The sequence below is a fragment of the Rhodococcus sp. H29-C3 genome (genome assembly GCF_030063405.1).
Taxonomy (GTDB): Bacteria; Actinomycetota; Actinomycetes; order Mycobacteriales; family Mycobacteriaceae; genus Rhodococcoides.
This window is the reverse complement of sequence record NZ_JASITC010000013.1, coordinates 74662-100404: the sequence shown is the minus strand read 5'-3', so window position 1 is coordinate 100404 and position 25743 is coordinate 74662. Positions and strand designations below refer to the sequence as shown.

Sequence of the window (25743 nt, the reverse complement as noted above, 5' to 3'; positions counted from 1 at the left end):
CCCGTGCAGGTTATCCGCTCCCCCGCACGGGTTCCGCCCTCTAGCCAAGGAATCAGTACAGCATCTGCCGTCCATCGTGGATCGTCAAGCTTCTTTTCGAGGATTCAGAATCCCTTCGACCTCCGCGATCGCAGCGCGCAACCTCTCGGCCGAATCATGCAGGGTGTCAGATAGCTCTGCTTGTGCTGCCGCTTGACCGATTTCGTTGCGTGCTTCGGCAAGTACTTCCGCCCATGAATTAAGAGCTAGTGCGCTCACTTCCTGAGTCAGATTGTCAGTGTGACTGTTCAGTGATCGGCGCCCTTGAACTGCTACGGCTTGATGAGCCCGGGCATCATCGATCGCATCGACAATCTGTACAGCGAGCGGCAACAGTGCGGAAGCTAAAGCCAAACCCTTGCCGAGAGACCCGAAGTTGCTGGCCACCTGCGTAGCAACACCTCGGGCCTGAACTTTCTTCAATGAACCGCCTGCTTGGCTCTTTTCGAATTCGCGGAGACCATCGATGAGCAATGGTCCGAACTTTCTGAGATGCGGGGCCAACGCCTCGATTTGCGCTTCCGGTTCCTCGTTGATGTCCGCGGTGACGCGTGCTGTGAGTTCCTCCAAGTTCTTCCACGAGGGCTCATTTCGCTGCCGCACGTCGGTTCTCACCACATCCTGGAGGAGCCGATCAAGTTCTCGCTCGTGCTTCCTGAACCAACCGTCGAGCGCCGACTGCAAGTCCTTTACGACATTCGCCGAGTTGTGTTCCCCTCCCGCGTACGCCAAACGGACAGCCTGGCCCAGCGTCCCCTTTAAATCGGCTCTCGCGTCATTGTCCACATCGTCGAGTGAAATTTTCCACTGCTCGCGGCGAGTGGACGCAATATCAGCCTGAACGAGCAGCGGTGCAGACGCTGCAAGCTGGTCCTTCAGCTCGTTCACCGTGAGCAGGACAGCCTGCCTCCAATATCGCTGCTCGGTAGAAACCCTGAGGGCAACCACATCACCGGACACGACTTCATTGATCGCTTCTCCGAGTGCGTCCATACCGTCCCACGCACGCGAGTCGTCCCACACCTCGGCACCGACCTCTCGCGTGCCCCCAGCCATCTGAGCGAAGTCCTGCGATACGACATGAACTGGATGCGCTGACGAGAGCTTCAGTGAACTCGCCAATTCCGACGACTTCCGTGCTGCCAGTTGTCGATATCCGTCAAGGTCGTCGTCCGGGTCGATACCGGCTTCGTCGAATCGGGAGATGACAAACCACAGGTTCTCCGGAGTCCACCCATTCTCCACGATCTGACGTAGAAACTCGTATTCCCCGGTTGCCAATTGTGGTGTGACGGTGACGATCGCAATATCAGTTGTGCTTATGGCCGCACTTGCAAGTTCGGTGTTCAATGTCCCGCGGACGTCGTCCGCCCCGACTGCCAAGCCTGGGGTGTCACGCAACAGTGCACCGGCGCACTCAACACTGTTCACGCCGAAGGTTTCATGCCGAGCACTGATTGTCAGCCATTCCGGCACCGGTACACCATTATCGACCAGTAGTCGCCTGATCAGCGAGCTTTTTCCCGTGTCGTAAGAGCCGAATACCGTGACGACTGGTAGCTCAGTCGATGCGAACTGCTGCCAGCGCTCGAGATAGCCATCTGCGAGTGACCCTCCTGGCACGTTCGCCAGCCATGCTTTAGCCTTCAGGATTTCGATATCGTTCACTCATGCTCTCCGTTCGTGTTGGCGCAAATTTTCAGTTCGGGCAAGCAACTGTTCGATCTCCGAATGTGATGCCGTCAACGCCGCCCTCTCAGCGTTCGTCACTGCCTGCTCGGCCTCGAGCAGTTCGCCGTAATCAGAAAGTGAACGTGTGCACCCATGAAGGATCGGTATCAACCCGTCCTCTGCCGCCCCGTGCAATATCAACTTGACGTGTTCGTCTGCCGCATGTGCGATGTCTCCGTCTAGTTCCCGACGCTTTGACTCCCTGCTTTTCTGAGCAACTTCACCTTTGATCATCGTGGTCGCGTCTATTGCCACACCTACTGCGGCCAGGATCGGCGCAGCCTTGGCGACCTTACTGGCGGCGTTCACAGCTCCCCAGGGCTTAAATTTGACACCGACGCTCTTGCCAATCGCGTAGATAGCATCACGGTTTCCCAGTACCTTCGCTAAATTCGCGCCTCCCTTGGCGATGTTGGCCGCGAGTACGGTTCCGTCCAGGGCCGGTGAGTGAATTCCGTCGAGGCCGTCGTCGAGGCGTAACGCTGATACGAAATCAACAGAGGCTATCTCACGGCCAATCGTCGAGGCATGAATACGCAACCAGTCTTCGATCTCTGCCTGCGCCTTGATCCAGAACTGTCCTATATCAGATTCGAGTTCACTGTTGAACTTCCAGGAATTCATCGTGGAACCAAGTTTGTCGATCTCGTCCGAGCCTGCGGCTTGTACCTTCGCCCTAGCCGCATTCGCATGCGGAGCAACGATGCGGTGTGCCCGCTCCCTCACCGACGCTTCCAAGAGTTCGGAATCCTGCAAACTGTTCTTGATTGACTGCTGTACCGAACCGCGAGCTGTAGTCTCGCACTCGAGATCCATGATCTTTTGTTCAATTCGACTGCGTTCGTTTAACATTGCATTCAATGCTGCATCAAGCTGAGCGCCGATTACCCCCGCACGCCCCAACTTGCCCGAGAACGAATCAAGCATACGAACAAGCGGAGCAACGCCATCCCAATCACTGTGGTGGGCATAGTCTGTGCGACTGATATCCGTGCGCGCGCCTACTTCCCCGAACGGGTCACCGGATAGCGTGTGCACGTGAGTCGGATCGACCTCGATACCACGCGAGGCCAATGCCGCTATGAGTTCCGATTCCTTACGTCGTTTCAGCAGCAGGAAGTCGTCGGGTGCTGCGGTGGGATCGACGCCTAATTCGTCGGAACGATTGATCAGATAGATTATTCGGCTGCTCTTGGCGATGGTACTTCGCGTCCCTTGGACAATGTCCTGAAGCAGAACCATATCCCCGATAAGGAGATTGACGTGCAGCACAACAAGAATCAGCGAAGCGTCGCCGGCCGACGCAAGAGCTAGTGCGTCGTGGTTATGATTACCGCTCTGGAACCCGGGGGTATCGAGTAACTGCACATGTCCAAGGTCGTAGCGCTCAACCGAACTCGTTGTCGCGCTACCTCTCACATGTAAGTTCTCAGGAACTTTGCCGCTCATCTCCACCAGAAGGCGTTTGATCAAGCTCGACTTGCCGGAACTGTAGTCTCCGAGCACCACAACTGTCGGTTTTGTGACCACCTGAACCGACGCAACTTTGACGGGCTGTGCATCGGTCCTGGAAGCAACTTCGATCTCCCGAATCAACTCGGCAACAGAGTCACTCGATGGCATGTCCCAGGCATCCGTCAAGGCCTGACTTAGATCCGTGCGATCAGAATTGTCTTGCTCGACAAACACAGGCAAACGCGAAGCTTCCAACGAGCCCTCATCCATGTTTCCGCTGTCGTATTCGAACCAATCTTCACCCAACCAGACCTTGCGACCACACGCCGATCTTTCGACTTCCGAATGTCTAGAACCGTTGTCCTGCAGCATGACCCCCAACCGATCAGCCAGAACGCGATCTTGCGCGCGCGCCATAACCGTTCCAACGTCCACCGTTACCGGCAAGGTCGCCGATACTTCACGAAGATTCGCAGTCAGCTGTCCCGCAGCAGCCTTTTCGCCACGCAAAGACAGCGATTCTTTGAGTAGCTCCGTCAAAATCGGTTCAGCCATCTGCCAGGACAGGCTACGGCCCTCGACCAGCAAGTCTTGCTCAATTCGATCATAAGTTTTATGCACTGCGGCCAAGGATTCACCTATTGCCTTTGATTTGGCTTCTGCACCCTGCTTTTCAGTACTGGCTGCAATACGATCTCCAGCAAAACGACTGACAAAAGACACTGCCCCGAGGCCGACGGATGTGGTTACACCCACCCACCCCACAGGATTCCAAAAGTTGGCCACAGCGGGTAGAAAGACAACGCCTGAAGCGGCGCCGGCGGCCATGCCGGCAATTTGCATCGACCGTGCGAGGTTTGATGTCAACCCACCCGCTTTGCTATCCAGATTCGCCGAGTCGGTCGCAGTCCCGGTGATATCGGGCGCCTCATCAGCACTGGCCAATTGCAATTCCCGCAAGAGGAACGAAGCCTTGGACTTCCACATGCTCTCCACCGCGGTCTGAATGGCAGACATCGTGAAGACTACCTCTTGAAAGGTTTCCTGGTTAAACTGCTTGTCTTCGTCGAAGACAGCTTCCACAAGTCCTTTGGCCCTAGTTATGGAGTCTTCACGGAGTCCCGACAGATGAAAAGTGATCAGACGATTCATCTGCCGATCCAGCGAACCTTCGGCGCTCGCCGTAAATGGCCGACCCCGAGCTCCTTCCAGGGCAGACAGCAGATCCGGGCTGTCACCACTGAGATATTGTGCGCGTTCGTCCCCTTCGACGTACCCCAAGACATCCAGAAGCTGCGCAATCCGACGTTCCACAGCGTCGATCCGCGGATCGATCGCCTGTCCTAGTTGATCGAGTTCGCTAGCCTTTGCATCGAGCATCTCGCGCAACCCCTCCCGCAAGGACGTTTGCCGGAGGTCGGACCCTCCTTCAACTATCGACGCAATGAGCAACTCCTCGAGTACGCCGAAGTTGGACCAACGAGACAAGTACTCAGTGCCAAATTTTTTGCGATCCGACAAGAAGTTCGCTTCCGCCGGGCCTTTGAACGGTGTACTTGCGCGAGCGAACAGGGCACGGCGACTCTGGACAGCAACGACCGGTGTACGCGGAAGGTCGATCTTGGATAATTCAGTCCGAATGTTGTCTACATGTTCACCGACGCCGCGAGACAAAGAATGCCGTGCGGCATGACTGGCCACTTTATCCGGGTGACGCCATCGCAGATTACGCACATTCAGAACGGCTACTGCCGGCTTTCCGTAGGCACGCACCCACTGAGCTACTTTCGCGAACTCTGATGCCTGCTGGCTCTGGCTGTCGAAGCACAGCAAAACTACATCGGCAATTTCGACCGCGCGCCGTGCAGTTTCCTCGAGGTCAACCCGCGTCTGAGTACGACCCCAGCCGTTGATTCCCGGCGTATCCCAGAGCCGACATCCATGCCATGCGATTTCCGTTACGTCTGTGGTCCAATCGCTTTCACCAGGCGATACGTAGCCACCGTCAAGCCCACCGAACGCAGAAAGCAACGTACTCTTGCCCGCACCTGTTCTGCCGAAGAAGGCGACATTGAACGTCGACAGGGCCCGGCGCTGCTCAATGAGGTGATTTCGAATGCTACTTGCGAAACCGTCGGCAGCTTCAGCAAGCTCAACCGTCAGTCCTGCACTAACCGGAGCGACCGTAGCAGGATCAGACACTGCGGCAAACTGACCGATCAGTGAGTCGGCCAATAAATCGAGACGATCCAACTCTCGCTCACCACTACGCACGGCCTGCTCGACGGCATGCTGCAACGCCGGTCCAGTCTCTTCCATATTTGCCTTTCTAAGGCCGCGCCGCTGCACCACAGAAGGCGGGATTTGAATCGCCAATCGATTCATGACGAAGTTTTCGACGATTGTCCAGCTATCGCTGCGACAGCCCGACGTCGTCGAGCTGGTCTTTGACCTGGACAGTTCCTTCGAGCGCCGCCAGCATCAAGTACTTCGCGTCGTCGGCCAACTCGTTGTCTGCGTCGATGGCATCCAACACGACCTCCATGAGCGGTCTGTCCACGGCCTCATCGGCTGCGGTCACCGGCACTCCCCTGTCGACTAGAACGGACTCAACCAGACCACACAGTTCCACATCGCACCGACAGTTCGCACACTGTCCACGATCCATGGGCTGCGACACCTCTAACGTCGGAGACCGCCAGGCCAACAGTGGCACAGATGCGCAGGTGCATCCAGCGCTATGAGAAGTGGTCCAGTAACGATGGAACCGATCGCTGCTCGTTGCCGTCCAACTAATGGGGCACGGACTTCAGTCAGCCCTGACCTTGCTCATGGTCCCATCGCGCAAAGTCACCTTCAGCCGCCATCAGCCGGTGACCCTCCCACGGATCCCCATAGATCTCGTACGGATTCCCCAGCTCGGCCAAGCGAGCGAGACCGGCATCGGTGATATCGGCACGAAAGACTTCGGTGTTCGCCAACTCCTTGTCAGTTGCGTTCAACACACCGGGACTGCCCTCGAACCCGTTGGCGATTCGACTGATAGCAACCTCGTCGGAGACCCCCCATGGCTCCCAAGTCTGAGTGGTTTTCATTGCCCAGCCACCAAAACGGAGCTGCCCCTTCGCTGCGATTTCGGCGATTACTTCGAGAATTCTTTGTCTCGAGTAGCCGGCCGGTGTGATTCGACGTATCAATGAGGCGAACGCGCCAACAGGCATCCAGTCATCCGACATCTCGAACAGCAGAAAGTGCTCGAGTCGTTTATCTATCATGCGATGTGCACCTTCGCTATTCCTCCGTCTGGATACGTGATATCCATTGTGGCACCGCCCGATCTGCTGGACTCACGCAACCTGACTTTAGTGCCGTCAGGCAATTCCATCACTTTTCCTGGATACTTGTCGCCCTCCGCAAGTCGCGCCTCGGTAGTCAGTGAATCCCATAGATCCCTCAGTTGCTGGTCGGTGTCCACCTGCCTTACCGGCTGATTCCGCCCGGGCACCGTCCCGTCCAAAATTTGGTCCCTTACGCCATCAGCACCAACCGGGCCAGCGTCTTCGAAAAACATACTTGGGACAGCACTTTCAATCGTGTCCCACGCATCGACCCCGAACTCATCGACCAGGGCAAACAAGATCGCGCCCGCCGACACGAGCCCAGCCGAGATCAAGGCCGCGACCGCGGCGTCGATAACGAAAGCAAGTCCGATTACGACAGGCACAAATCCGAGCAGATCCGGCCCAGCTCCGAATTTTTTCAAAGCGTGATCGATCGACCGCGCGGCCTCCGCATCGCTTCTGTGCAATTCGCTCAGGCATCGACGGAGGTTGCGCTGATATTCTTCCCGCAAAGCTGGATCTGTGCCGTCGCCCGAGATCGCCCAATCCTCTGTAACCACCCACCCCGCTATCTCAATGGACTCGATCGCCGTCACCACCTGCTGACGGGCATTCGCGAATCGCGTCACTCCCTCAACTACCGCTGACTCCAAGAATCGCGTCGCGTGCGCGACCAGTTGAATGCGGTCCGACTCAGCTATTGCCCAATCCTCAGCAGCTGATTGTGCATTGCCGCTCCAGGTATGCGATACGCGGAACGATTCCATAACTTTGCTCGGGCGGGGTGCTAGGTCGTCCAAGACCTCCGCGAGGCGACGAAGTTCAGATGCTTCTGCAAGGACGTTCTCTGGGCCCCAACCGAGAACGGTGGTCTTCCCCGGAGCGCTTCTCACAAGCTTGGTCTACCAACTTCTCCACCAGGGAGTAGTCCAAGCAACGAACTCGCGAACTCATTGTCGGTCTGTTCATACCCGGATGCACAGTCGTCGATACTCTCGGACAACTGCTTCAATCGTTTCGACGGTGCTTCGACGCTGGCCGTTACAACCAGGCGAACCTGCGCCAGCACGGATGCCAGCTGAGAGCCTGCAACCGACTGCACATCGAAGTTCACTGTCGAGGCCGAGTCGGTCAATGAGTAGACATAGGTCTGGAGCTCACTCGACGTCGAACGCATCGCTGCTGGATCTGCTTCCAAGGGGATAGCAGTTCCTCCGCCTACGTCACTCACCATTGCATTCTCCCGATTTGGTACGTCAGTTTCAGCGCGCACGAGCGATACTCGCTCCAGTAGGTTTCGACGCACGTCGACCACGTTTGGTTCCATCCGGTGCGGGTTTTGTCATTCATAGCCCAACGGGAATCCTTAGTGTCGGGACAGGTATAGCCGCCCGGCACGTCGATCATCCGTTGTTGAAGAGAAGGACTGGCCGGTAAGAGTGGATCCGGTTGTATCAGTGACCGTCAATCGATTGTTCACCGAAGTCGACGCGTTCGTGTCGGACGCTGCCCTACGCGGCTCCGACGATCTCGGCGAGCAGCAACTTCACTGTGCGCACAAGACGCACTCTCCGAACTGATCGTGCTGCAGCGCCGATGACTTCGTAAGGCGCCCTTCACGAACGACCACCAGCGGCGCTCGAGACGAGCAAAGATGCGCGACGAGTGACGACGCGTCTGGTATCACCGACGAGAGTTCAACGGCGTCCAACGAGCGGGAACGAGCGATAGACGAACTACCTGCCGCCGAAAGCCATTCTGTAGCTCCTGTTCCGGTGTCCAGTCGTCCGCCATCTCGAACCGCAACAAGTTGAGATCCCGGTCTTCAACTATGCGTCGAGCTCAAAAGTGTCGGATGCTTCGACTCCGCCAGTGCGGAAGGCTTCTTCGCTGCTAGCACTGAGACTATTCCAACCACGACTTACGCCCGAAGTACCCGTCAATATCGTCCCGCTCATCAATCATGCGGTGGCCGGAAAAATGCGCTGAGAAACTCTGATATCCCAGGTTGTCCGGGTTGGGCTGACTCAGCTCTCCAGATAGCGATTCTTGCGTGACAGACGCGGTTCTTTGATCAGCGCCGGTTTCAGTCGCTGGGCTGTTGCCGATAGCCGCGTCTGCGATTCGAGCCACGACTGGGTCGTCGCGGAGTTCGGCCATGATCGCGGTCGAACGCATCTGGACTTCCTGCGAGGTAAGCCGATACACGCGCGTGATCAGATCGGCCAGCGCTTCGGGCCCGCGTGCCCACGCGTCGTGAGCGATCGAGAGTTCGGTGAGTCGACCGTTTGCGTCTGTCCGAATGGTGACACCGTCGAGGTGCGTGTTTCCCTGAACTTCGGCCACAGCCCGTTGAAGTCGTCGAACTTTGGCACCAAGTTCTTCGCGGGTCATAGCGATTGTCTCCTAGGGACACGTAAGTCGTTTGGGGCGTGGTCAGTTGCTACCGTCGGGCCATCCTGGGTAGGCCGGCTGCACTGGTGGTGGGGTGCTCCTGGCATAGGCATTGCGAGTGATGATTCGTGGTGCGTCTGGGTAGAGCGATTGCGCCCACGGGGCGCAACGACCCTTCCCAGACGTGACCGGATCGATATCTATGAAGCCATCGATTTCCCAACCGCCGAATTGGTTGCCTGCGGGCGCTTGCCAGTGCAGGGCATCGCCTACCGGTGAAGACGTTGGTTGGGGCGCAGCAGGTGACGTCAAGGGGTTGCCGGTGCGAATAAAGCGCGAGCGAAGCTCTTGTCCGTCACCGTCGGTGAGCCGCGAGGGCGAATACTTTCCGTCTACGAGTACGTCGAGGCCGACGGAAAGCGCACATGACAGTACGTCGAATCCAGCGACCGTCGGGACGACCTGTTGAATAAGGCTGTGGACTGTACCGACAAACGGACCCTGTCCTGTGTCGGCCTGAAAAAGCGAGTACAGCGGGCCGCCTGCCTCGCTGTTCGAACTGGCCGCAAACCCTAGATATCTATAGTCAAGACCAACCATCAGCCCAATGACGAGCGACTCTCCGGCGGCGCGGATAACCGTTCCCTCAGCCGAGAACAGGTCGATACCAGGTTCTGCGGACCACACCATCGTGGCGTCGCGCACGCGATCAGGAACCTCGTAAACATCAATCGCTGGCCAAGGCGACATCGACGTTGTCTCTGGAGCGGCGCCGCCGTCGTCGACAGAATCGCACGCTGCAACCGCGGTCAGCATCGTCAGCAGGACTGCGGTTGTCATACTCGCCCGCCGGTTTCGCTGTTTCATCCGTAGATCTCCGCTCGCCAAGTATTTTTCGAGTCACGAGATGATTCACCGCTTGCCTGCCAGTCCACAATTACTCCACTATTCGGGTTGTTTCCTTCGGGTCGAATCGCCGCGGCCAACTGATACCGCTGCTCATCCCCCGTAGCATTGCGTGCGCACTCGTCCAGTTGAAGTCGTCGAACTTCCTTATCGAGTTCTTTATGAGTCAAAGCCATTCCTCCTACCGAGCACGGTGTTGTTCTGGACCAATTCAGTGGCTGCTGTCGGGCCAACCGGGGTATGCCTGTTGCACCGGGGGTGGGTTGTCTCTGGCGTAAGCATCACGGGCGATCGCGGAAGTCGTGTGCGGGTATAGCGATCGCGCCCACCGGGCGCATCGACCGCTCCCCGAAGTGGTCGGATCCCTGTCGGTGAAACCGTCGATTTCCCAGCCGATGAACTGATTGCCCGTGGGCGCCTGCCAGTGGCGACTATCCGGACCTGTTGAAGACGATGGTTGTGTCACCACTGGTGATTTCGCTGGCTCACCGGTGCGGATGAACCGTGAACGTAGTTCACCTCCCTCACCGCCCGCGAGCCCCGACGGGCTGTATTTGCTGTCGACTTTCACTTCGAGGCCGACGGAAAGCACGCACGAAATGACGTCAAAGCCAGCCTCAGTGGGAACGATCTGCTGGAGGTGACCGTGAAGCGTCCCCGCGAACGGACCTTGTCCGGTGTCGGCTCGGAACAGTGAATACAGCGGGCCGCCGGCCACGCTGTTCGAACTGTCTGCAAAACCTAAATACGTGTAGTCGAGCCCAGCCAAAGACCCGATAGCGAAGGACTCTAGAGCAGCGCGAATCAGTGTTCCCTCGGTTGCAAGGAGATCGATACCCGGTTCAGCAGACCAGACCATCGTTGCGTCACGGATCTGGTCAGGAACTTCATAGACATCTGTGGCCTGCCGATGTGAGCCTGACGTCGTCGCTGGCGCCCCACCGTGCTCGGTGGTTGAATCGCACGCTGCGACACCACCCAGCATTGCCAACAGAACAGCGGCGGCCAAACGCATGATTCGCCCTCCTTCGCTCATCCGTGAATCCTCACTCTGCTTCTCGGGTCATGTCACGATTCATCGCTTGCTAGCCAAGCCAGGATCTCGCCACTGGTTGGGCTCTTCTCTTCGGGCCGACTCACCATTGCCAGCTGATCCCACTGCTCGTCCCCCGTCGCGTTGCGTGTGTACTCGTCGAGCTTCGGAATTCCGCTTTCGCTGCATTGAATCCGAATGTCGATGTGTCAAGCGTGATCTCGCGGCTCATAGACGCTTCGCGATCATCCACCGACAGTACGTAGGGCTTCATGAACTCAGAAGCAGCTGCGACGGCGATTCCTCCCCGGCGCCATTCCCCCAGCGACCAGATCTCACCGAGATCCGCTCCCAACATGCATGAATCTTGTTTTGAGCGTAGTTAACTGGCACTATCCGGCCATCCCGGGTAGGCCGGCTGAACGGGGGGCGGGTTGTCTCGGGCGTATGCCTCACGAGAGACGATGGGCTCTGCGTCCGGATACAGTGATCTCGCCCATGGAACGCAACGACCACTTTCCGCCGTGCCAGGTTCAACATCAGCAAATCCGTCGATTTCCCACCCGGCAAACCTGTTATCGGTAGGTGCCTGCCAATGCAAATTCTCGGACTCCTGGATGGACGACGGTATGGATTCACGTGCTGTCGTTGTCTTGTCGCCGGTGCGGATGAAGCGTATGCGCAGTTCTTCTCCCGCTATACCGGTCAGGAGCGACGGCGAGTACTTGCCGTTCTCGAGGGCGTCGAGCCCGATCGACAGCACGCACGTCAACGCCTCGAATCCGTTATCACTTGGATTAACTTTTTGAATACGACCATGAATCGTTCCCGCGAACGGACCGTCGCCGGTCGCGGATTCGAAGATTGAGTATATCGAATCCCCGCCTTTGTAGTTGCCGCTGGCCGCGAAGCCTCGATATGTGTAGTCCAAGCCAACCGTAGCTCCAATAGCTATCGATTCCTGGGCGGCGCGGATCAAAGTACCCTCGGCAGAAAAGAGGTCGACCTCCGGCTCTGCGGACCACACCATAGTGGCATCACGCAGTTGATCTGGAACTTCATAGACGTCGGAGCCGGACGAACGCGACGTCGACGACGTCTGTTGGATAGAACTGTCCTCGACAGGAGACCCGCACGCTGTCACCGCAATCTGGATCGTCAGCAGAACGGCTACTACCATCCGCACGCGTCGACTTCGCTGTCTCATTAGTAAATCTCCCACGGCCACTGGTTGTTTGACAGGCTTTGGGACTATTCCAACCACGACTTACGCCCGAAGTAACCGTCAACATCGTCCCGCTCATCAGTAATGCGGTGGCCGGTAGAGTGTCCTGAGAAACTCTGACTTTCCAGGATGGCCATGTCGGACTGACACAGCTCTCCAGATAGCGATTCACGCGTCACATACGCGGGTCTTTGATCAGCGCGGGTTTCAGCCGCTGGGCTGTTGCCGATAGTCACGTCTGCGATTCGAGCCACGATTGGGTCGTCCCGCAGTTCAGCCATGATCGTCGTCGAACGTTGTCGGACATCGTCGGCAGTCTGTCGGTACGCGCGCATGATCGTGTCGGCCAGCACCTCTGGTCCACGGCCCCAAGCATCATGGCCGAAGGTGAGTTCGGTGAGTCGACCGTTGGCGTCGGTCCGAATGGTGACACCGTCGAGGTGCGTGTGGCCGTGAACCTCAGCAACAGCCGCTTGAAGCCGACGGACTTTGGCGCCTAGTTCCTCTCGAATCAAAGCGGTTACCCCCTACCTCGCACGAATGTTGTTCTGAGCGTGTTTAATTGCGATTGCCGGGCCATCCTGGGTACGCAGGCTCCACCGGAGGTGGGTTGTCGTGGGCGTACGCGTCAGGCGGAATCTTCACTGGCGCATCCGGGTACAGTGATCGAGCCCACGGCGCACAACGACCGTTCCTCGATGTGGATGGATCTTGATCGATGAAACCATCGATCTCCCACCCCACGAATTCGTTGCCTGACGGCGCCTGCCAATGCAACAAGTCGGGAGACGACACCGAAGGTGGAGGTGTAGGCGAAGTTGCTGTTGAGGACTCGCCAGTGCGAACGAAGCGAGAGCGCTGCTCACTGCCCTCCCCGCCGGTAAGTCGGGACGGGACGTACTTTCCGTCGAGCTGTCTGTCGAGGCCGACCGCTAGAACACATGACAGGACGTCGAAACCACCGTTGATTGGGATGATCTGTTGGATACGTCCGTGAATCGTTCCTGCGAACGGGCCCTGTCCAGTGTCGTCCCGGAACCCGCCCAAGATGCCGCCACCACCCAGGCTGCCCGAGCTCTTCGCGAACCCCAAATAGGCGTAATCGAGACCGAGCATCAGTCCGATTACGAACGACTCTTCCGATGCGCGGATTAACGTCCCTTCCAAAGAGAGGAGGTCTACGCCCGGTTCCGCCGACCACACCATTGTCGCGTCGCGAAGGCGATCGGAAACCTCGTAACCGTCGGATGACGGCTGAGGCGACACGGACGTTGTCACTGTTACTGGGCCGTCGTCTGCGACAGAACCGCACGCTGCGACCACAATCAACGTGGTCAGTACGGCGCAAAGTAGGGGAATGAGTCGAGTCGTTTTCATCCGAGGATCTTCCACGGCCACTTGTTCTTTGGGTCACTGGACGAATCGTCGCTAGCCAACCACTGCAGAATTTCTGCGCTGCTCGGGTTGTTTCCGAGTGGCCGGACTGTCAACTCGAGAGCATGTTGTTGGCCGTCACCCGTCGCATTGCGCGTGTACTCATCGAGATCGGAGATCCCGCCATCGGCGATCAACCGCATGGCGCTTTGGTTGGCGAGAAATCCATCCGTCCCCCCTGACTCCGAGAACGCCTTTGCCACATCGGAGTAGGAAAGCAACGATTCGCCGCTCTCGCTCTTGTACACGTCAGGAACGTCGTTGATATCGATCGCGCCGTTATGAACAAGGGCATCGAGGATGTTGAACCTTCTGTAATCTGCACTACCCCAGTCGCTGGCCACGTACTTACCACCCTCGCCGTCGAAGCCGAATTGCGATGAATCAAAGGCAATCTCGCGTGCCAATGGCGAGTCGAGGTCATCTACAGACAGTACATAGGGCTTCAAGAACTCGGACCCGGCTGCGACGGCAATCCCTCCCGGACCCATTCCACCGGCAACGATTTGCCCCGCGGTCCACGCCGCGGTGAACTTCGAGTTCCGTGCTTCGGCTGCGTCCTGCTGGTCGAGCCCGTCGTGCACGCGTTGGTCCATTTCGGTACTGAGACCGTGATCGACGAGCCACTGCAAGCGGTAGGCCTGGTCACCGAGGTTGCTGTATCCGGTTGTCGCAAACATCCGATCCATCCGCAGGCTCTCGGCAAGTGCAGTGCCGTTGATGATCTGACTGGACTGATCTTCGGAGTCCAGAATGGTGAAGACACGTAGCGGTTCGACAGGGCCACCTCCGAAATCTTCACTCCCACCGAAGTCACCGAATCCATGCGTCTGTGTGAGGTCGCTGGTCATACCGGTCATGTCGCCGACGAAGGGGGCGAGGGCTTCGGCGACCTGGCCTGCAGTCCCCTCCCCGATCTTCCCTTCACCGGATAAAAGTGTCGTGTAATTGTTTGTTCCATCGGATGATTCGGTACTGGCCAGAATCTCTGCCAAGCCTCGGGCGGCGGACCCTGCGCGCACCGAGTTCTCGTATTCCGGTGTCCCTTCGGGTGCGGTCGAGTGTGCCTCGCGCGGAATCCAATCGGTGAGAGATGCCATGGCCGTTCCGTCGTCGCGTTGAAGCAACGGCATCACTGCAGTATCAGCGTGGTATTCAGATCCGAGGATGTCTGGTCCTCCTTCGCCGGTGAGAATCGCGCGCACGCCGTCCGTATTACGGGAACCAAGCTCGATCGCCTTCTCGAGGGTTTCCGCATGACCAGGATTGTCCACGGGCTCGTTGCTGAAGGGCAGGGCTCCGCCATGGGCATCGATCGACGCCGCGTGCATGCCCTGTCGAATCAGTTCGGTCGACATCTTCGTCCCGGGCTCATTGCCCGCTTCGGCTAACGCCAAAGCGTCGAACAGTTTCGTCTGGCCCTCGACGAAGTTCTTCTGGTCGTCCATGATCGGACCGGCACCGGGATACGTCATCGCGTTGCTGTCCAGGCCGTCGATACCGCGACTTGGACGAGTCGAAATGAGGTCGCGCATGTCCTGCGGCAAGTTTTCGTAACTACCTGCACCCGTCAGATTGCCGTCGGCATCGCGTCCGGTGCCGACCTTCTCGTTGGACAACACCAGGACGCCATTGGCGAGTGAGGCTGCCGCCTGTTGCCCCGCCTGACCTTGCGATTGCAGCTGTTGGCTTGCGGCAGAGAAGCCGTCGACGCCGGCAGTGTTATAAAACTCTTTCAAATATTGCTGGGTGCTCGCCGGGATCGTTGCCGTATCACCGTTGAGGTATGCCTCAAGCTGCGCAGGCTCCACACCTGTGGCACGCAGGTCTTCGATGAGTTCCGCGAGTACGTCCGCGGGGATCGGCTCACCGTCGTCGACGGCGTCTCGGATCTGGGTGCCGATCTCCTTGCCGTCTTCGCCCGACAGCTCTACCGAACCGAGGCTGGTACCGCCGGGCCCACCGTGTTGTTCGAGGTCGGCCAGACCGCCGTCCACCGCCGATTTCAATGCCGTCAGAGCAGATCCACAGTAAGCCAAATTCTCTTTCAGGCTGACCTGGAAGTCTGCTGCTTGCCGGTCGAGTCGGCCCTGCAGCACCAGGCGGAGGACGTCACCGTCCGTACCGGGAACGGTTGGGCTGGAGACAGTTCCATCAAGTCCCACAGACATGCCGTGGCGATCGACTGCCGCGTCCCGGGTGTTGACTATCACCGAACGGGACGCGTCGATCGTCTGACCCTGGCTGATCAGAGCGTCCCCGACGATGTCCGTGGCGCGCTTCGACGCCGAAGCAGTGAGAACTTCGGATACCGCACGCATCGACGCGGCCGCGCTGGCATCCCCTCGCCAAGTACTCGCACTCTTGTCGACTGCGAGGTCCACTTCCGCCAGGCAATCCGTGAGAGCGATCCCCGCCGACTTCATCGCCTCTCCTGCCGTGACCAACGTCAGCGGTTTCCACGATTCGACCTGGGGGATCGTCGGCGTCGTCACCGCCCGAGTCCTTCGATCAACGAGCCGAGCTGTCTACTGAACGCTTCCTCGACCGCTTCGTAAGTGGCCGCGGACGAGGTTGCCCCATCGGCCAGGACCTGCACAGCGCTGCGGTGTTTGGCCATAGCGGTCTCCAACGTCGTCACTATCCGACCCAGCAGATCATCGATACCCGCATCGGGCATCATCACAGCTCCAACGCTCACCTTGGCAGGCCCCGCGATGTCCGCGACCGTGTTCGCCTTGACACTCAGCTGTGCCCCCAGCGACCTGATCTCATCGAGATCCGCTCCCAGCAATTCCCCCAACAGATTCTCTCCCCCAAGAGTTACTTCACAGTGTGGCCGCCACATTCGCCAGCATTCGGCGAAAGCACCCCGGTGATGGCTTTGCCAAGGCAGCAGTCTGCCACAACTACGAGCCGGTAAGCAGTTTTCAGTTCCCGCCTCCCCTCACAGTCTCGGCGCTCGCCCTCGGTGCAGTTCTCGTTGGCGCTCCGACCGCCGCGGACGGCCCGCAGGACAACCCGTGGGATAACAACCTGGGCCTATTCCACGTGCGGATTCCTGCGGGTTCGTCGGACTGGGACTACCGGTCACGACGGGGCTACCGCCCGGTCTGACGCACTTGCGCGCCCGCATGGGGACCTTCAGCGTCGAGAATGCGATATCGAAACTGGCTTTCCTCCCCCACTGGTTTCTGCCATCCAGGCCAGAGCGTACGAAAGCGACGCGGCGTGGCCACATTCTCGGCGGCCGCGTACCACTCCTCAGCAGTCAAACTTTGCGCTCGGATTGGGCGCTCCAGCGCACGACGCGGCCCCCTGAGCACATAGATTGCGCCGGCCGCGCAACCAAGCATCAGCGCTCCCCAGTATGCGGATACTCCGACTTCCAACCCCAACCCCAGAAACCCACACAGGATTGTGGCGACAAGGGTGGTAGCAATCATCCTGCTACGCAGTTGCATTCGCTGGAACCCACTAAGATGAAGCTGCGTTCGATGCAATTGAACACACCGGTTGTAGTCGGCCTTCAATCGAACGTGCGCGGTCCTCGTCACTTCGAGATCATTCAATACCCGACGATAAATGTCACCGTCCACTACGTCAGGTTTCTTCGCGTGCAGTGTCAGAGACTCGCTCGACGATCGCTTCTTCTGCTGCTGCTTCTTTCGGAGGGCGGCGGGTCGCGCGCACAGGACATTGCCGGCGCCGGTCGGCGTAATGAACGATGCAGCTGCAGCACGGTCTGCCAGGGTCATGTCTTTTGCATGCCCAATTGCGGTAAAGATCGGCACTGGGGACTGAAGGATCGCCGTTGCAAGCTCTAGATCGTGGAAAGGCGACAATGCCGTCAACCTACCCCCACCTCGCGCGAGCACTATGAGGTCAGCATCCGAGCTTGCCTGTTTCTTGATGGCTTTCACTAGTGATTCTGCAGCGCCCCTTCCCTCCACACGTACGTTGTTGTCCACGACGTAGTTGAAGTCACGGCAGGTATCGAGTTGACGAAGAAGATCGTCTGCGCCAAACGATCCGCGAGAGGAGATGACGACAATTTTCGAAAGGTTGGCCGGCCACGGAATGTCGATCGCTGAATACCTGACGTGATGCTCGAGGTTGCTCGACATTCGATAGCGGCTTGCGCCCAAGAGTGCGAGCTCCTCCCGTCGTGCCTCGTCAGCGCGCGAGAGATTGCCAACTTTCGCGAACTTCGGGCCCACTCGGTTGACGTCGAGAAATAGCTTTCCGGACGCCGGGTCCAGGCGAGTTGCCCCTTCGAGGGTCACCTCGTGCCCTATCGAAATATGCGTGGCCAAAGAACTGGCACATTGATTTTCGAGATACGTCGAGATTCGTCTGGCCTGTTTAGGGTCGATACGAGCCTCGACCGCGCCGTTGTGTTGGTCGGTGCAAAGCGTGAACCGGTACCCTCGACCGACCTCGTACACATTCCTGCACTCTCCCCGTACGACTGTTCTCGAAGTCAGAATGTTCGCGGCTGCAGTCGATACAATTATGGTCGGGTCGACCGCAGGACGCCCTAGGATGCCAGCATTCTCGTCGTGCAAGCGTGCAAGAGTTCCTACGTAGTCGTGGTCAGTTCGACTTTCCATCTAGCGCTACCCCCCGGTTGCCGTCTTTCCGGGAAACTTAGCCGAAGCCTCTGACAGGTTTCCGCCCGCACGCCGAATGCGGCTGGACACTGGGCTACTCCCCTGGACCAGAGTCGAGCAGCACGGCCACCACGCCACACAGATCACGCACCTCCGCCACCGTCGGCGACAACTCGTACGCATGGTGGTGGCAGACGTTGCTCAGTCTGTTCCACGCGACCGCAGCCGCGTCGGCCCGTTCTGTCGTGTCCAGTGACCGCAGGATCACCAATTTCGAGCGCATGTTCGCACCGGGAACATCCACACCCACGGCTCGGCACCGCCCGTCGACCAGCTCTTCGAGCGTTTGCCTGGCGAGGAATGCGGCGAGGCGCGCCGAACTGCCTGCAGCACCGACAGTTCCGTCGAGCAATCGCTCCGCGTTTCGAAGCCCGAAAGCAGGTGAAATCGCGGTCGTCATGACGCCAGAATCCCGTCGATCATTTTGCCCAGATCGTTCACAGCGTGGGCATCGACCGTCACCACCTCGCCGTGTGTGCCGGCGTTGGCGAGCTTGAGCGTCGGGCCTCGCTCGGCTCGATAACTCAGCCACCCGCCCAAGCTCCCATCGGGATCGTCGAGCACTGCCAACTTCAGCCTGTTCGTCGTCTTGTTCGCTGCCGCCCAGCGCTGCTCCGCGTCCTGCCGTCCCGTACCAGTACGGTGCAACTTGGAGTAGAACACCTGCTGCGCTGCGGATTCGATGGCGAGCCGGAACAGACCCGGGGCTACTCGCCGCTTGACCTCGTCAGGCACGCCCTCGTCCCTCACCAACGCCCGCACGTCTTCGACGTATCTCGTCGCTTGATTGAGAGTCTCCTTGACATAGATCTTCGACCCGGTCTCGCGGGTGACCTCGAGCAACCGCGCATCGACGGCGAGTTGCCTTATAGCAGTAGCTAATCGGTCGTCATGCGAGAAGACGACGACTTGCCGAGTCGCGGCAAGCATCGACAGCACCCGGATGAATCCATCGATCTTGGCCGGGTCCATGGCCTGGATCGGATCGTCGAGAACAATAAACCGGAACGGACTGTTCGGCGTCGTCGCACGAGGGATGAACAGCGCCAACGCCAATGCGTGCAACTCGCCCTGGCTCATCACCGACAACGCCTCCGACGGTTCACCGTCGACCGTTCCCTTTAAAACAGCTTTACGCCGAGTGTTGTCTCCCTCCAAGCTGATCGCACCGATATCCACGTTGCTCTCCTGGCGGAGTTCGCTCCAGATGTCCCGCGCCTGCTCGGCAATCGGTTCGAGCCGCTGGTTGCGTAGGTCGATGGCGTGCGACGTCATCCACTTCTTGGCCGCTTCCAGGCTGGTGACGGTCGCGTCGGTCTTCGCTGCTGACTGCTCCATCTGAACCCACGACGCCAACCGTGACGCAATGGGCGCCCAAGTGTCTTCCCGAGCTTTGATCGCCGCTGCTGCCTCATGACGCAGCTGCCCACCGAACTCGACAACAGAGGGCAACGTCGCGCTGAGGTGCTCTGCGAGCTCCGTTACTGCGTCAGGCGCAGACCGGGCCTTCAGGACGGCCTCTCGGTACAACTCCAGCGATGGGAGTTCGACGCCGTCGATTGCAGCCGCGTCGGCAAGGTCTTGAACCAATGCGGTGGCCGCTCGGCGAGCGTCCTCGAAATCGCGTCGAGCCTTCTTGAAGAGCGTGAGCTTGTCTTCTTCGTCGGACATACGCGTCCGGGCGTGTTCGGCCCATGTGTCGTCGAGAGTCCCGGTTTCGCAGACCGGGCAGGCGGTGGTGCCGGTGTCGGCGTGCAATTCCAGGGCGGACGTCAGCAGCGCGTTGCGCCGTTCGACGATGGCAAGGGCGTCGGAAGCCAGGTCGACTGTGCCCGCTATCGCCTCCCGGAGCGCCACGACGACGGTATCGATCTGCTCCTGCAACGGGATTGCCAGGCCGACGATGGCTCGGAGGCCGGACAGCGCAGAGGATTGCGTCGGTGCGGAGCCGGTCGCGAGCGCCTGCACCGCATTGACATCCGGAGCTCGCTTCTTCAACAGGGTTGCGGCCGACTGGGCCCGGTCATCCGCCGATTCTCCGACAATGTGCTTGAGTTGCGCCAGCGCTTCTTTCGCTTGTCCGCGCGGTACTTTCGCGTCCTTCAACGCCGATGCGAGCCGCTTCTCGGCGTCAGCGATCTCGTCGAGCCCGAGCAGTTTGGCAAGCGCGTCGTACAACGTGGAGGGACTGTCCTCGATGAGGCCGCCGATCTCGTCGTACGACAGGATCGGGCGGTGCAGCTCGATCGCCGACTTCCACCCGAGCCCGTCGGTGCCGGGCGAACGTTTGGCCTTGCCTATCTGAGTCCACGTCGAGTTGTCGGGGAGCAATGCGTCCGCAGACCAATCGACGCCGACGACGGCGGGTTCTGAGCCCTCGATGGTCAGGCCGACGCGGATCTGGCACTGCGACGACTCGTGCAGGTTCCGCCAGGTGTCCTTCCACAGCTTCGCCTTGTTCTCCCACCGGTAGCTCTTACCGGTGACCGCGAACTCGAGTGCCTCGGCGAAGCTGGACTTGCCGGATCCATTGCGTCCGCTGACGATGGTGATGCCAGGTGCAGGATGCAGTTTCAGTTCGGACTTCGGGCCGATCCCTCTAAAGCCGGCCACCTCGATGGACGTCAAGAATGCTCCGACGGGCTTCTCGATGGCGGCCTGCGCCGCGCGCCGAGTCTGCAACAGCGTCACGCCGTCGAGCTGGTCGCTGAGCTGGTCGGATCCTTCGAGTGCCGCCAGCACCAAGTACTTCGCGTCGTCGGCCAGCTCGTTGTCTGCGTCGATGGCGTCGAACACGACCTCCACGAGCGGTCTGTCCACTGCCTCATCGGTTCCGGTCACGGCACTCCCCTGTCGTTTCGAACGGTTCCCCAACCAGACCACACAGTTCCATATCGCACCGACAGTTCGCACAGTGTCCACGGATGATCTCAGGCGATGACGGATTCGATCACTGTCGCCACCTGCTGACGGGCGCCCGAGTGCGCGAAGAACGCTTGTCGGCAGCGTGGTCGCCCTGCACTATCCGCACTCTTGACTAACTTTGGCTGGGTCAAAATATACTAATGAAGCCGCTATTCGACGTTCGGACGAGGAGCCGCCTTGACCTGGCCCACACACCGCTATGAGACGCAGGCATGGAATCCGCAGCAACGGCAGGGCTCGAAGGCCGACCGCATGCTCGAAAGCATCGAGGTGTCGATCCCGCCACCCATCGGCGATCTCAATTATTCGTCTTCCGGCAGCATCGCTCAATCCCAAGAGGCCGCCGTCATCGCAATCGCTCGACTCGAAGCCGGATTCGGCGACCATCTTGCGCCCCTTGCCGACTTCTTGCTTCGGAGCGAGTCTGTAGCTTCGTCGAAGATCGAACGCGTCGACGCCGGTTGGCGCGCGTTCGGTCGCGCATCGGTCGGAGGTAAAGCCAGTACCGATGCTTTGTCCCAGCTGGCCGCCGTAAAGGCACTGATTGCGATGGTCGATGCAACCGGCCGTGGTCCGATGACGCTCGCAACGCTCCTCGACGCGCACCGCTTACTGATGGCCCCAGATTTCTACGCAGCGCGCGACAGCGGCCACCTTCGAGACGTTCAGAACTGGATCGGGGGCAGCGACTACACCCCCATCAACGCACTGTTTGTCCCTCCACCACCCGAACGAGTTCCCGCCCTGATGGATGACCTGATGGTTTTCGTGAACCGAACCGACGTCCCGATCATTGCCCAAGCCGCAATCGCTCATGCGCAGTTCGAGTCCATCCACCCCTTCACAGATGGCAACGGCCGCATCGGCCGTGCACTGATCAGCGCTGTCTTGCGGCGTCGCGGACTCACACGGCGGATCACGGTTCCGCTCGCTTCGGTGATTCTCGCCGACACCAATCGCTACTTCGATCGACTCACCGAATACCGCGCAGGTCGAGCCGACGAATTCGTCGAGTACCTCGCGTCCGCCGCTGTTCACGCCAGCGAGGCTGCAGAAGAGTCCGCGAGGGCGCTTTCCGAACTTCCTGCCCGCTGGAAGCATCTAGCCGCGCCACGCGCGAATTCCGCAGACGAAGCCATAGTCTTCCGTCTCCTCGACACGCCAATCCTGAACGCGGACATAGCGCAACAGATCACTGGCACTACCGACGCCAGCACCTATCGCGCTCTCGGACGGCTTACCGATGCAGGCATCCTCGAACTCATCTCCACGAGCAAACGCAACCAGGTCTGGGCCGCTACCGACGTGCTCGCCGAATTGGATGCACTGAGCAACGCGATCAGCCGGCGCACGACAAGTCACCTCTGACCGCCGCTGGTAAGCCCAACACGGCATCAGCACGATTCGGACGAAGACAGCGAGGCGCGGCACGCTTCCCCCACGCCAGCCCTCGCGCGCACGACCGTTCTCGGTCGGTAGGGGGAACACCACGTTGTGGACAGATGGACCAAGATGACCGTGTGACCTTGTGGACAATTGCAGCCGGAGTCGAACTCATCGCGATCGTGGGGCTCTGCGTTCTCCTCATCGTGTCCCAGAGGAAGCTTCGTGACACACGGAGCGCGCTCGATCGCGCCCGGAGCAACTCACCTCGCCGACGGCGGCGAGGGCTCGCCCCGCTTGCCATCAAGACGGCCTTCGATACTGCTGATTCCCTGATCCAGAAAGGTTTCGGCGCGACCGTGCGCAACTCGGTCGAAGACCTTGCGGGGTGGGCCAGAGTCGAACGCCCCGATCTGGCGCGAATGATTGCCGACGGTGACATTGTGGTCGTCTTCTCCGACATCGAAGGATCCACTGCACGCAACGAAGAGTTGGGTGACCGCGGGTGGCTGAAACTACTCGAACGACACAACAGGCTCATCACCAAGCAAGCCGAGGACCACGGCGGCCGCGTCGTAAAGAATCAGGGCGACGGCTTCATGATCGCCTTCTCCGACCCAGCTGAAGCCGTGCGGTGCGGGCTCGAGATACAGCAGGCTTTGCGCGAGAACCCCGACCGATGGAACCAGATTCGGGTGCGCATGGGCGTTCACGTGGGTAGTTCGGTGCGCCGAGGTGACGACCTCTTCGGGCTGAACGTCGCTATGGCTGCGCGGGTTGCAGGACACGCGGATGGCGGCGAAATTCTCGTCAGCGAATCAGTGCGAGATGCAATCAGCGCGGCAGAGGACATCACACTCGGCGCACCGCGGGCAGTCGAGCTCAAGGGCATCAAGGGTAGTCACCAGTTGTATCCGGTCGAGTTCCCTACCGGCGACTCCGTTCGGTCGTTCAAATAAACCGCCGCACAGTGGGTTCCGTCCCATTTCACGCGCGATCTGGTCAACCGCACGCTACCGAAAGCCGTTCCGGCGATCGTCGTCGCTGACAACTTTTTGATGACTCAGTAGTCGAACATCAGCGAGAACTCTTACCCGGGGGGAGGCTAGTACCTCAGCTGAACACCCAGCCCACTACTGCCGCAACCATGCAGAGGAAGAAGATCACCTCGATGATCGCCTCCGCCGCACCGCTGCTGCCCTTCTTGCTCACTCCCCACGCGCCCGACGGCGATCGGCCTCGGAGAAGCCCCGCGCCGGCGGGGAACCGAAGACCTGTGCCCGCTTGCGGTCCTGATAGCTCGCCACCGAATCGAAGGCCGCAGTGACGCCGACGGTCGTCGACACGTAGGTCATCGACTTGTCGCGTGCAAAGCCCAGATCGGTGCCGACATCGACGGCATCGATGTTGGACCCCAGGAACACGAAGTCCCACTGGTAGTCCTTCTCCTGCTGCGCGATCAGTTCGCGCACAGCGGTATTGGTCCACTCCTTGCTCGCGTTCTCGTGACCGTCCGTCATCACCACAACGGTGACCGAGCCGGGGCGCTCGTTCTCGGGCACTGCAGCGAGCTCGACGCCGACGTCGGTGATGAGCCGACCGATGGCGTCGTACAGTGCCGTTGAGCCGCGGGGCTGCAGCACCAGCGGCGGCACCGTTCGGATCGGCTGCGAACTGTAGACCAGCTCGTACTGCTGATCGAACTGCGCCAGCGTCACGACGGTATTTCCGTCCTGCTCGCGCTCTTTTCCGATGAACGAATCGAACCCGCCGCGGGTGTCGTCCGCAATGGAATGCATCGAGCCCGAACGGTCGAGCAGGGCAGCAACGAGAGAGAGCTGTGGATTGGTCACATGAGCCTCCTGAAGAAGTGCGTCGAAGCGACGCGATGAAGTGATGTTGAAAACGATACCGAGGGGTACCGACAGTGATGATGAAACCTGTAACGTCCGCCCTTTCAGGCGCGGTCGAGCAAATAGGCCGTCACGTCGTCCCAGGTCTTGTACGGTTCCTTCCCGTACTGAAGCCATTCGCCTTCGAATATGTTGGCGCCGTTCTTATCTCGGTCGTCGACCAGAAAGTCCCCGCGGTTCAGGTTCTTGTGATGCGAGAGAATGAGACGCTTGTACGCGACCGATCCATCCTCCATCCCGAGATGCTGCTGGACCCACAGCACCTTGTCGTGCCATGCGCTCGGGTTCCTCCACGGCGCCGTGGACAGGATGTAGGTATCGAAAACTGCTGCGAGCGTGCGGTATGCGTCGAGCGCGCCCTCGATGGGATCCATCTTCGAGAAGATGTGCGGCACCTCGTCGAGGTCGCCCTCGTATTCGACGAGGTCAGCTGGGTCGGTCCGATCGATGCCGGACTGGAAGTTGACCAGCGTGTTATCGAGATCGATGTAGAGAATTTTCATGGCCATGGCAGGCACCTTTCGTCGACGCACCGAACGAGGTACATCGGGAGGGAGGAATGGCGGGAACATCACCGCCGGAATGCAGAACCTGAACCTGTTCTGTATTTCAATGATGACACACGGGTCCGACAACCTCCGTGGGTAGGCTTATGCACGTAGCCAGCTGGTTGGTAACGCGGCTTCGACTGTCACCGATTTATCCTTTACTGGGCCGAGGCCCTCGATGATCGGAGCACGAATGCTGAAGAAGACTCTCGCCGCATCTGCACTCGCAGTAGGGTTTGCCGCACTGGTCGCGACGCCGGCCGCTGCCGAGAGGCCATACGACAACATCTTCACAACAGAGGTGACGGAGCACTATGTCAGTGCGTTCGATCCGGCCGCCTACGGCTCACGCAGCGGGGACTCCATGATCATCAGCCCGTTCGGAACCAGCCAGCCGATCTGGTGCTTCAGTTTCCACGGACAGAGTTCGTGCTGGCAGACTGATCCGTCGGGCGTCGACCACACCCTGGGGTCGGTCCAGATCCCGACGGGTTCGTCTTCAGGTAGTTTTCGCACGATTGCCATCTACAACCCATTCTGATCGCATGTAATAGCAGTGGATTTCGAGGCTGTGGCATTGCGCTCATAGTCAGGCCACGAGCTGGCCTGTGATGTGCTGAACTTCGGGCATGGGTCGTTCAGTCGATTGACCGAATCCAGTCTGCAGCCCGGTCGAACACTCCACGCTGTACTCGATCGAGTGCAGCGTGGAGGAAAATCTTGCATGTTGCGGCCTCAGCATT

The 25743-nt window shown here is 59.4% G+C and carries 24 protein-coding genes; 5 read left to right on the top strand and 19 right to left on the bottom strand.

Annotated features, from left to right (window positions below; translation table 11 throughout):
* Window positions 1–84 precede the first annotated feature (84 nt).
* The 6 genes from QMK32_RS21165 to QMK32_RS21140 form a co-directional block, all read right to left on the bottom strand.
* Entirely contained in the window at window positions 85–1707 is a 1623-nt protein-coding gene (locus QMK32_RS21165) for a GTPase domain-containing protein (protein WP_283477266.1), read from the bottom strand.
* Window positions 1708–5610: a GTPase gene (locus QMK32_RS21160; RefSeq protein ID WP_283477264.1), complete on the bottom strand. Its 3903-nt coding sequence runs from the start codon at window positions 5608–5610 to the stop codon at window positions 1708–1710.
* 25 nt (window positions 5611–5635) lie between these two features.
* Window positions 5636–5806, bottom strand: coding sequence for a hypothetical protein (locus tag QMK32_RS21155; RefSeq protein ID WP_186629419.1), 171 nt, complete (start codon window positions 5804–5806; stop codon window positions 5636–5638).
* Between the two features lie 232 nt (window positions 5807–6038).
* Window positions 6039–6500 carry a hypothetical protein gene (locus QMK32_RS21150; RefSeq protein ID WP_283477262.1) on the bottom strand — a complete coding sequence of 154 codons (462 nt, stop codon included), beginning with the start codon at window positions 6498–6500 and terminating at the stop codon, window positions 6039–6041.
* Window positions 6497–7162 (bottom strand): hypothetical protein, encoded by a 666-nt coding sequence (locus tag QMK32_RS21145; protein ID WP_283477261.1) that lies wholly within the window; start codon window positions 7160–7162, stop codon window positions 6497–6499. The genes QMK32_RS21150 and QMK32_RS21145 overlap by 4 nt, the downstream gene beginning before the upstream one ends.
* Window positions 7163–7455: 293 nt before the next feature.
* Complete coding sequence (locus tag QMK32_RS21140) at window positions 7456–7800, bottom strand: hypothetical protein (protein ID WP_283477260.1); 345 nt, start codon at window positions 7798–7800, stop codon at window positions 7456–7458.
* Window positions 7801–8023: 223 nt separating this feature from the next.
* Between QMK32_RS21140 and QMK32_RS21135 the strand changes: the two genes are divergently transcribed.
* A complete protein-coding gene (locus QMK32_RS21135; RefSeq protein ID WP_261392990.1) occupies window positions 8024–8146 on the top strand; it encodes a hypothetical protein in 123 nt (40 codons plus the stop codon).
* Between the two features lie 325 nt (window positions 8147–8471).
* Here QMK32_RS21135 and QMK32_RS21130 read toward each other — a convergent pair whose 3' ends face one another.
* From QMK32_RS21130 to QMK32_RS21095, 8 genes are all read right to left on the bottom strand, one after another.
* Entirely contained in the window at window positions 8472–8960 is a 489-nt protein-coding gene (locus QMK32_RS21130; RefSeq protein WP_283477258.1) for a YbaB/EbfC family nucleoid-associated protein, read from the bottom strand.
* Between the two features lie 42 nt (window positions 8961–9002).
* Window positions 9003–9800, bottom strand: a complete 798-nt coding sequence (locus tag QMK32_RS21125; protein ID WP_283477256.1) for a hypothetical protein — start codon at window positions 9798–9800, stop codon at window positions 9003–9005.
* A gap of 277 nt (window positions 9801–10077) precedes the next feature.
* Complete coding sequence (locus QMK32_RS21120) at window positions 10078–10902, bottom strand: hypothetical protein (RefSeq protein ID WP_283477254.1); 825 nt, start codon at window positions 10900–10902, stop codon at window positions 10078–10080.
* 379 nt (window positions 10903–11281) lie between these two features.
* Complete coding sequence (locus tag QMK32_RS21115) at window positions 11282–12106, bottom strand: hypothetical protein (RefSeq protein ID WP_283477253.1); 825 nt, start codon at window positions 12104–12106, stop codon at window positions 11282–11284.
* A gap of 44 nt (window positions 12107–12150) precedes the next feature.
* Complete coding sequence (locus QMK32_RS21110) at window positions 12151–12639, bottom strand: YbaB/EbfC family nucleoid-associated protein (protein WP_283477251.1); 489 nt, start codon at window positions 12637–12639, stop codon at window positions 12151–12153.
* Between the two features lie 43 nt (window positions 12640–12682).
* The gene (locus tag QMK32_RS21105; protein WP_283477249.1) at window positions 12683–13501 is read right to left on the bottom strand and encodes a hypothetical protein; all 819 of its coding nucleotides are present in this window, start codon (window positions 13499–13501) and stop codon (window positions 12683–12685) included.
* Window positions 13498–16053 carry a TPR repeat domain-containing protein gene (locus tag QMK32_RS21100; RefSeq protein ID WP_283477248.1) on the bottom strand — a complete coding sequence of 852 codons (2556 nt, stop codon included), beginning with the start codon at window positions 16051–16053 and terminating at the stop codon, window positions 13498–13500. The genes QMK32_RS21105 and QMK32_RS21100 overlap by 4 nt, the downstream gene beginning before the upstream one ends.
* Window positions 16050–16361, bottom strand: a complete 312-nt coding sequence (locus QMK32_RS21095; RefSeq protein ID WP_283477246.1) for a hypothetical protein — start codon at window positions 16359–16361, stop codon at window positions 16050–16052. Before QMK32_RS21095 ends, QMK32_RS21100 begins: the two co-directional genes overlap by 4 nt.
* Window positions 16362–16393: 32 nt before the next feature.
* On the opposite strand from QMK32_RS21095, the gene QMK32_RS21090 reads away from it, so the two are divergent.
* On the top strand, window positions 16394–16675 hold the full coding sequence (locus QMK32_RS21090; protein ID WP_283477244.1) for a hypothetical protein: 282 nt from the start codon (window positions 16394–16396) through the stop codon (window positions 16673–16675).
* On the opposite strand, the gene QMK32_RS21085 is transcribed toward QMK32_RS21090, so the two are convergent.
* The 3 genes from QMK32_RS21085 to QMK32_RS21075 all read right to left on the bottom strand — a co-directional run bounded on the left by QMK32_RS21085 (window position 16660) and on the right by QMK32_RS21075 (window position 21072).
* Window positions 16660–17874, bottom strand: coding sequence for an exodeoxyribonuclease VII large subunit (locus QMK32_RS21085; RefSeq protein ID WP_283477243.1), 1215 nt, complete (start codon window positions 17872–17874; stop codon window positions 16660–16662). The genes QMK32_RS21090 and QMK32_RS21085 overlap by 16 nt on opposite strands.
* Before the next feature lie 391 nt (window positions 17875–18265).
* Window positions 18266–18631, bottom strand: a complete 366-nt coding sequence (locus QMK32_RS21080; protein WP_283477241.1) for a hypothetical protein — start codon at window positions 18629–18631, stop codon at window positions 18266–18268.
* On the bottom strand, window positions 18628–21072 hold the full coding sequence (locus QMK32_RS21075; RefSeq protein ID WP_283477239.1) for an AAA family ATPase: 2445 nt from the start codon (window positions 21070–21072) through the stop codon (window positions 18628–18630). The genes QMK32_RS21080 and QMK32_RS21075 overlap by 4 nt, the downstream gene beginning before the upstream one ends.
* A 261-nt stretch (window positions 21073–21333) precedes the next feature.
* Here QMK32_RS21075 and QMK32_RS21070 point away from each other — a divergent pair, with 261 nt between their 5' ends.
* Both QMK32_RS21070 and QMK32_RS21065 read left to right on the top strand, forming a co-directional pair.
* A complete protein-coding gene (locus QMK32_RS21070; RefSeq protein WP_283477238.1) occupies window positions 21334–22524 on the top strand; it encodes a Fic family protein in 1191 nt (396 codons plus the stop codon).
* Window positions 22525–22676: 152 nt separating this feature from the next.
* Window positions 22677–23498 (top strand): adenylate/guanylate cyclase domain-containing protein, encoded by an 822-nt coding sequence (locus tag QMK32_RS21065; protein WP_502943723.1) that lies wholly within the window; start codon window positions 22677–22679, stop codon window positions 23496–23498.
* A gap of 249 nt (window positions 23499–23747) precedes the next feature.
* Here the strand turns inward: QMK32_RS21065 and QMK32_RS21060 are convergent, their stop codons facing one another.
* The gene (locus QMK32_RS21060) at window positions 23748–24392 is read right to left on the bottom strand and encodes a vWA domain-containing protein (protein ID WP_283477236.1); all 645 of its coding nucleotides are present in this window, start codon (window positions 24390–24392) and stop codon (window positions 23748–23750) included.
* A gap of 104 nt (window positions 24393–24496) precedes the next feature.
* Window positions 24497–24970, bottom strand: a complete 474-nt coding sequence (locus tag QMK32_RS21055) for a 5' nucleotidase, NT5C type (protein WP_283477280.1) — start codon at window positions 24968–24970, stop codon at window positions 24497–24499.
* 223 nt (window positions 24971–25193) lie between these two features.
* Here QMK32_RS21055 and QMK32_RS21050 point away from each other — a divergent pair, with 223 nt between their 5' ends.
* Complete coding sequence (locus QMK32_RS21050; RefSeq protein WP_283477235.1) at window positions 25194–25541, top strand: hypothetical protein; 348 nt, start codon at window positions 25194–25196, stop codon at window positions 25539–25541.
* Window positions 25542–25743 lie beyond the last annotated feature (202 nt).

What these genes read in the sequence shown, in the direction of transcription:
- QMK32_RS21160 (WP_283477264.1), bottom strand. Translation starts at nt 5,610, where the DNA reads ATGAATCGATTGGCGATTCAAATCCCGCCTTCTGTGGTGCAGCGGCGC.
- QMK32_RS21150 (WP_283477262.1), bottom strand. Translation starts at nt 6,500, where the DNA reads ATGATAGATAAACGACTCGAGCACTTTCTGCTGTTCGAGATGTCGGAT.
- QMK32_RS21140 (WP_283477260.1), bottom strand. Translation starts at nt 7,800, where the DNA reads ATGGTGAGTGACGTAGGCGGAGGAACTGCTATCCCCTTGGAAGCAGAT.
- QMK32_RS21130 (WP_283477258.1), bottom strand. Translation starts at nt 8,960, where the DNA reads ATGACCCGCGAAGAACTTGGTGCCAAAGTTCGACGACTTCAACGGGCT.
- QMK32_RS21125 (WP_283477256.1), bottom strand. Translation starts at nt 9,800, where the DNA reads ATGACAACCGCAGTCCTGCTGACGATGCTGACCGCGGTTGCAGCGTGC.
- QMK32_RS21120 (WP_283477254.1), bottom strand. Translation starts at nt 10,902, where the DNA reads ATGAGCGAAGGAGGGCGAATCATGCGTTTGGCCGCCGCTGTTCTGTTG.
- QMK32_RS21115 (WP_283477253.1), bottom strand. Translation starts at nt 12,106, where the DNA reads ATGAGACAGCGAAGTCGACGCGTGCGGATGGTAGTAGCCGTTCTGCTG.
- QMK32_RS21105 (WP_283477249.1), bottom strand. Translation starts at nt 13,501, where the DNA reads ATGAAAACGACTCGACTCATTCCCCTACTTTGCGCCGTACTGACCACG.
- QMK32_RS21080 (WP_283477241.1), bottom strand. Translation starts at nt 18,631, where the DNA reads ATGACGACCGCGATTTCACCTGCTTTCGGGCTTCGAAACGCGGAGCGA.
- QMK32_RS21050 (WP_283477235.1), top strand. Translation starts at nt 25,194, where the DNA reads ATGCTGAAGAAGACTCTCGCCGCATCTGCACTCGCAGTAGGGTTTGCC.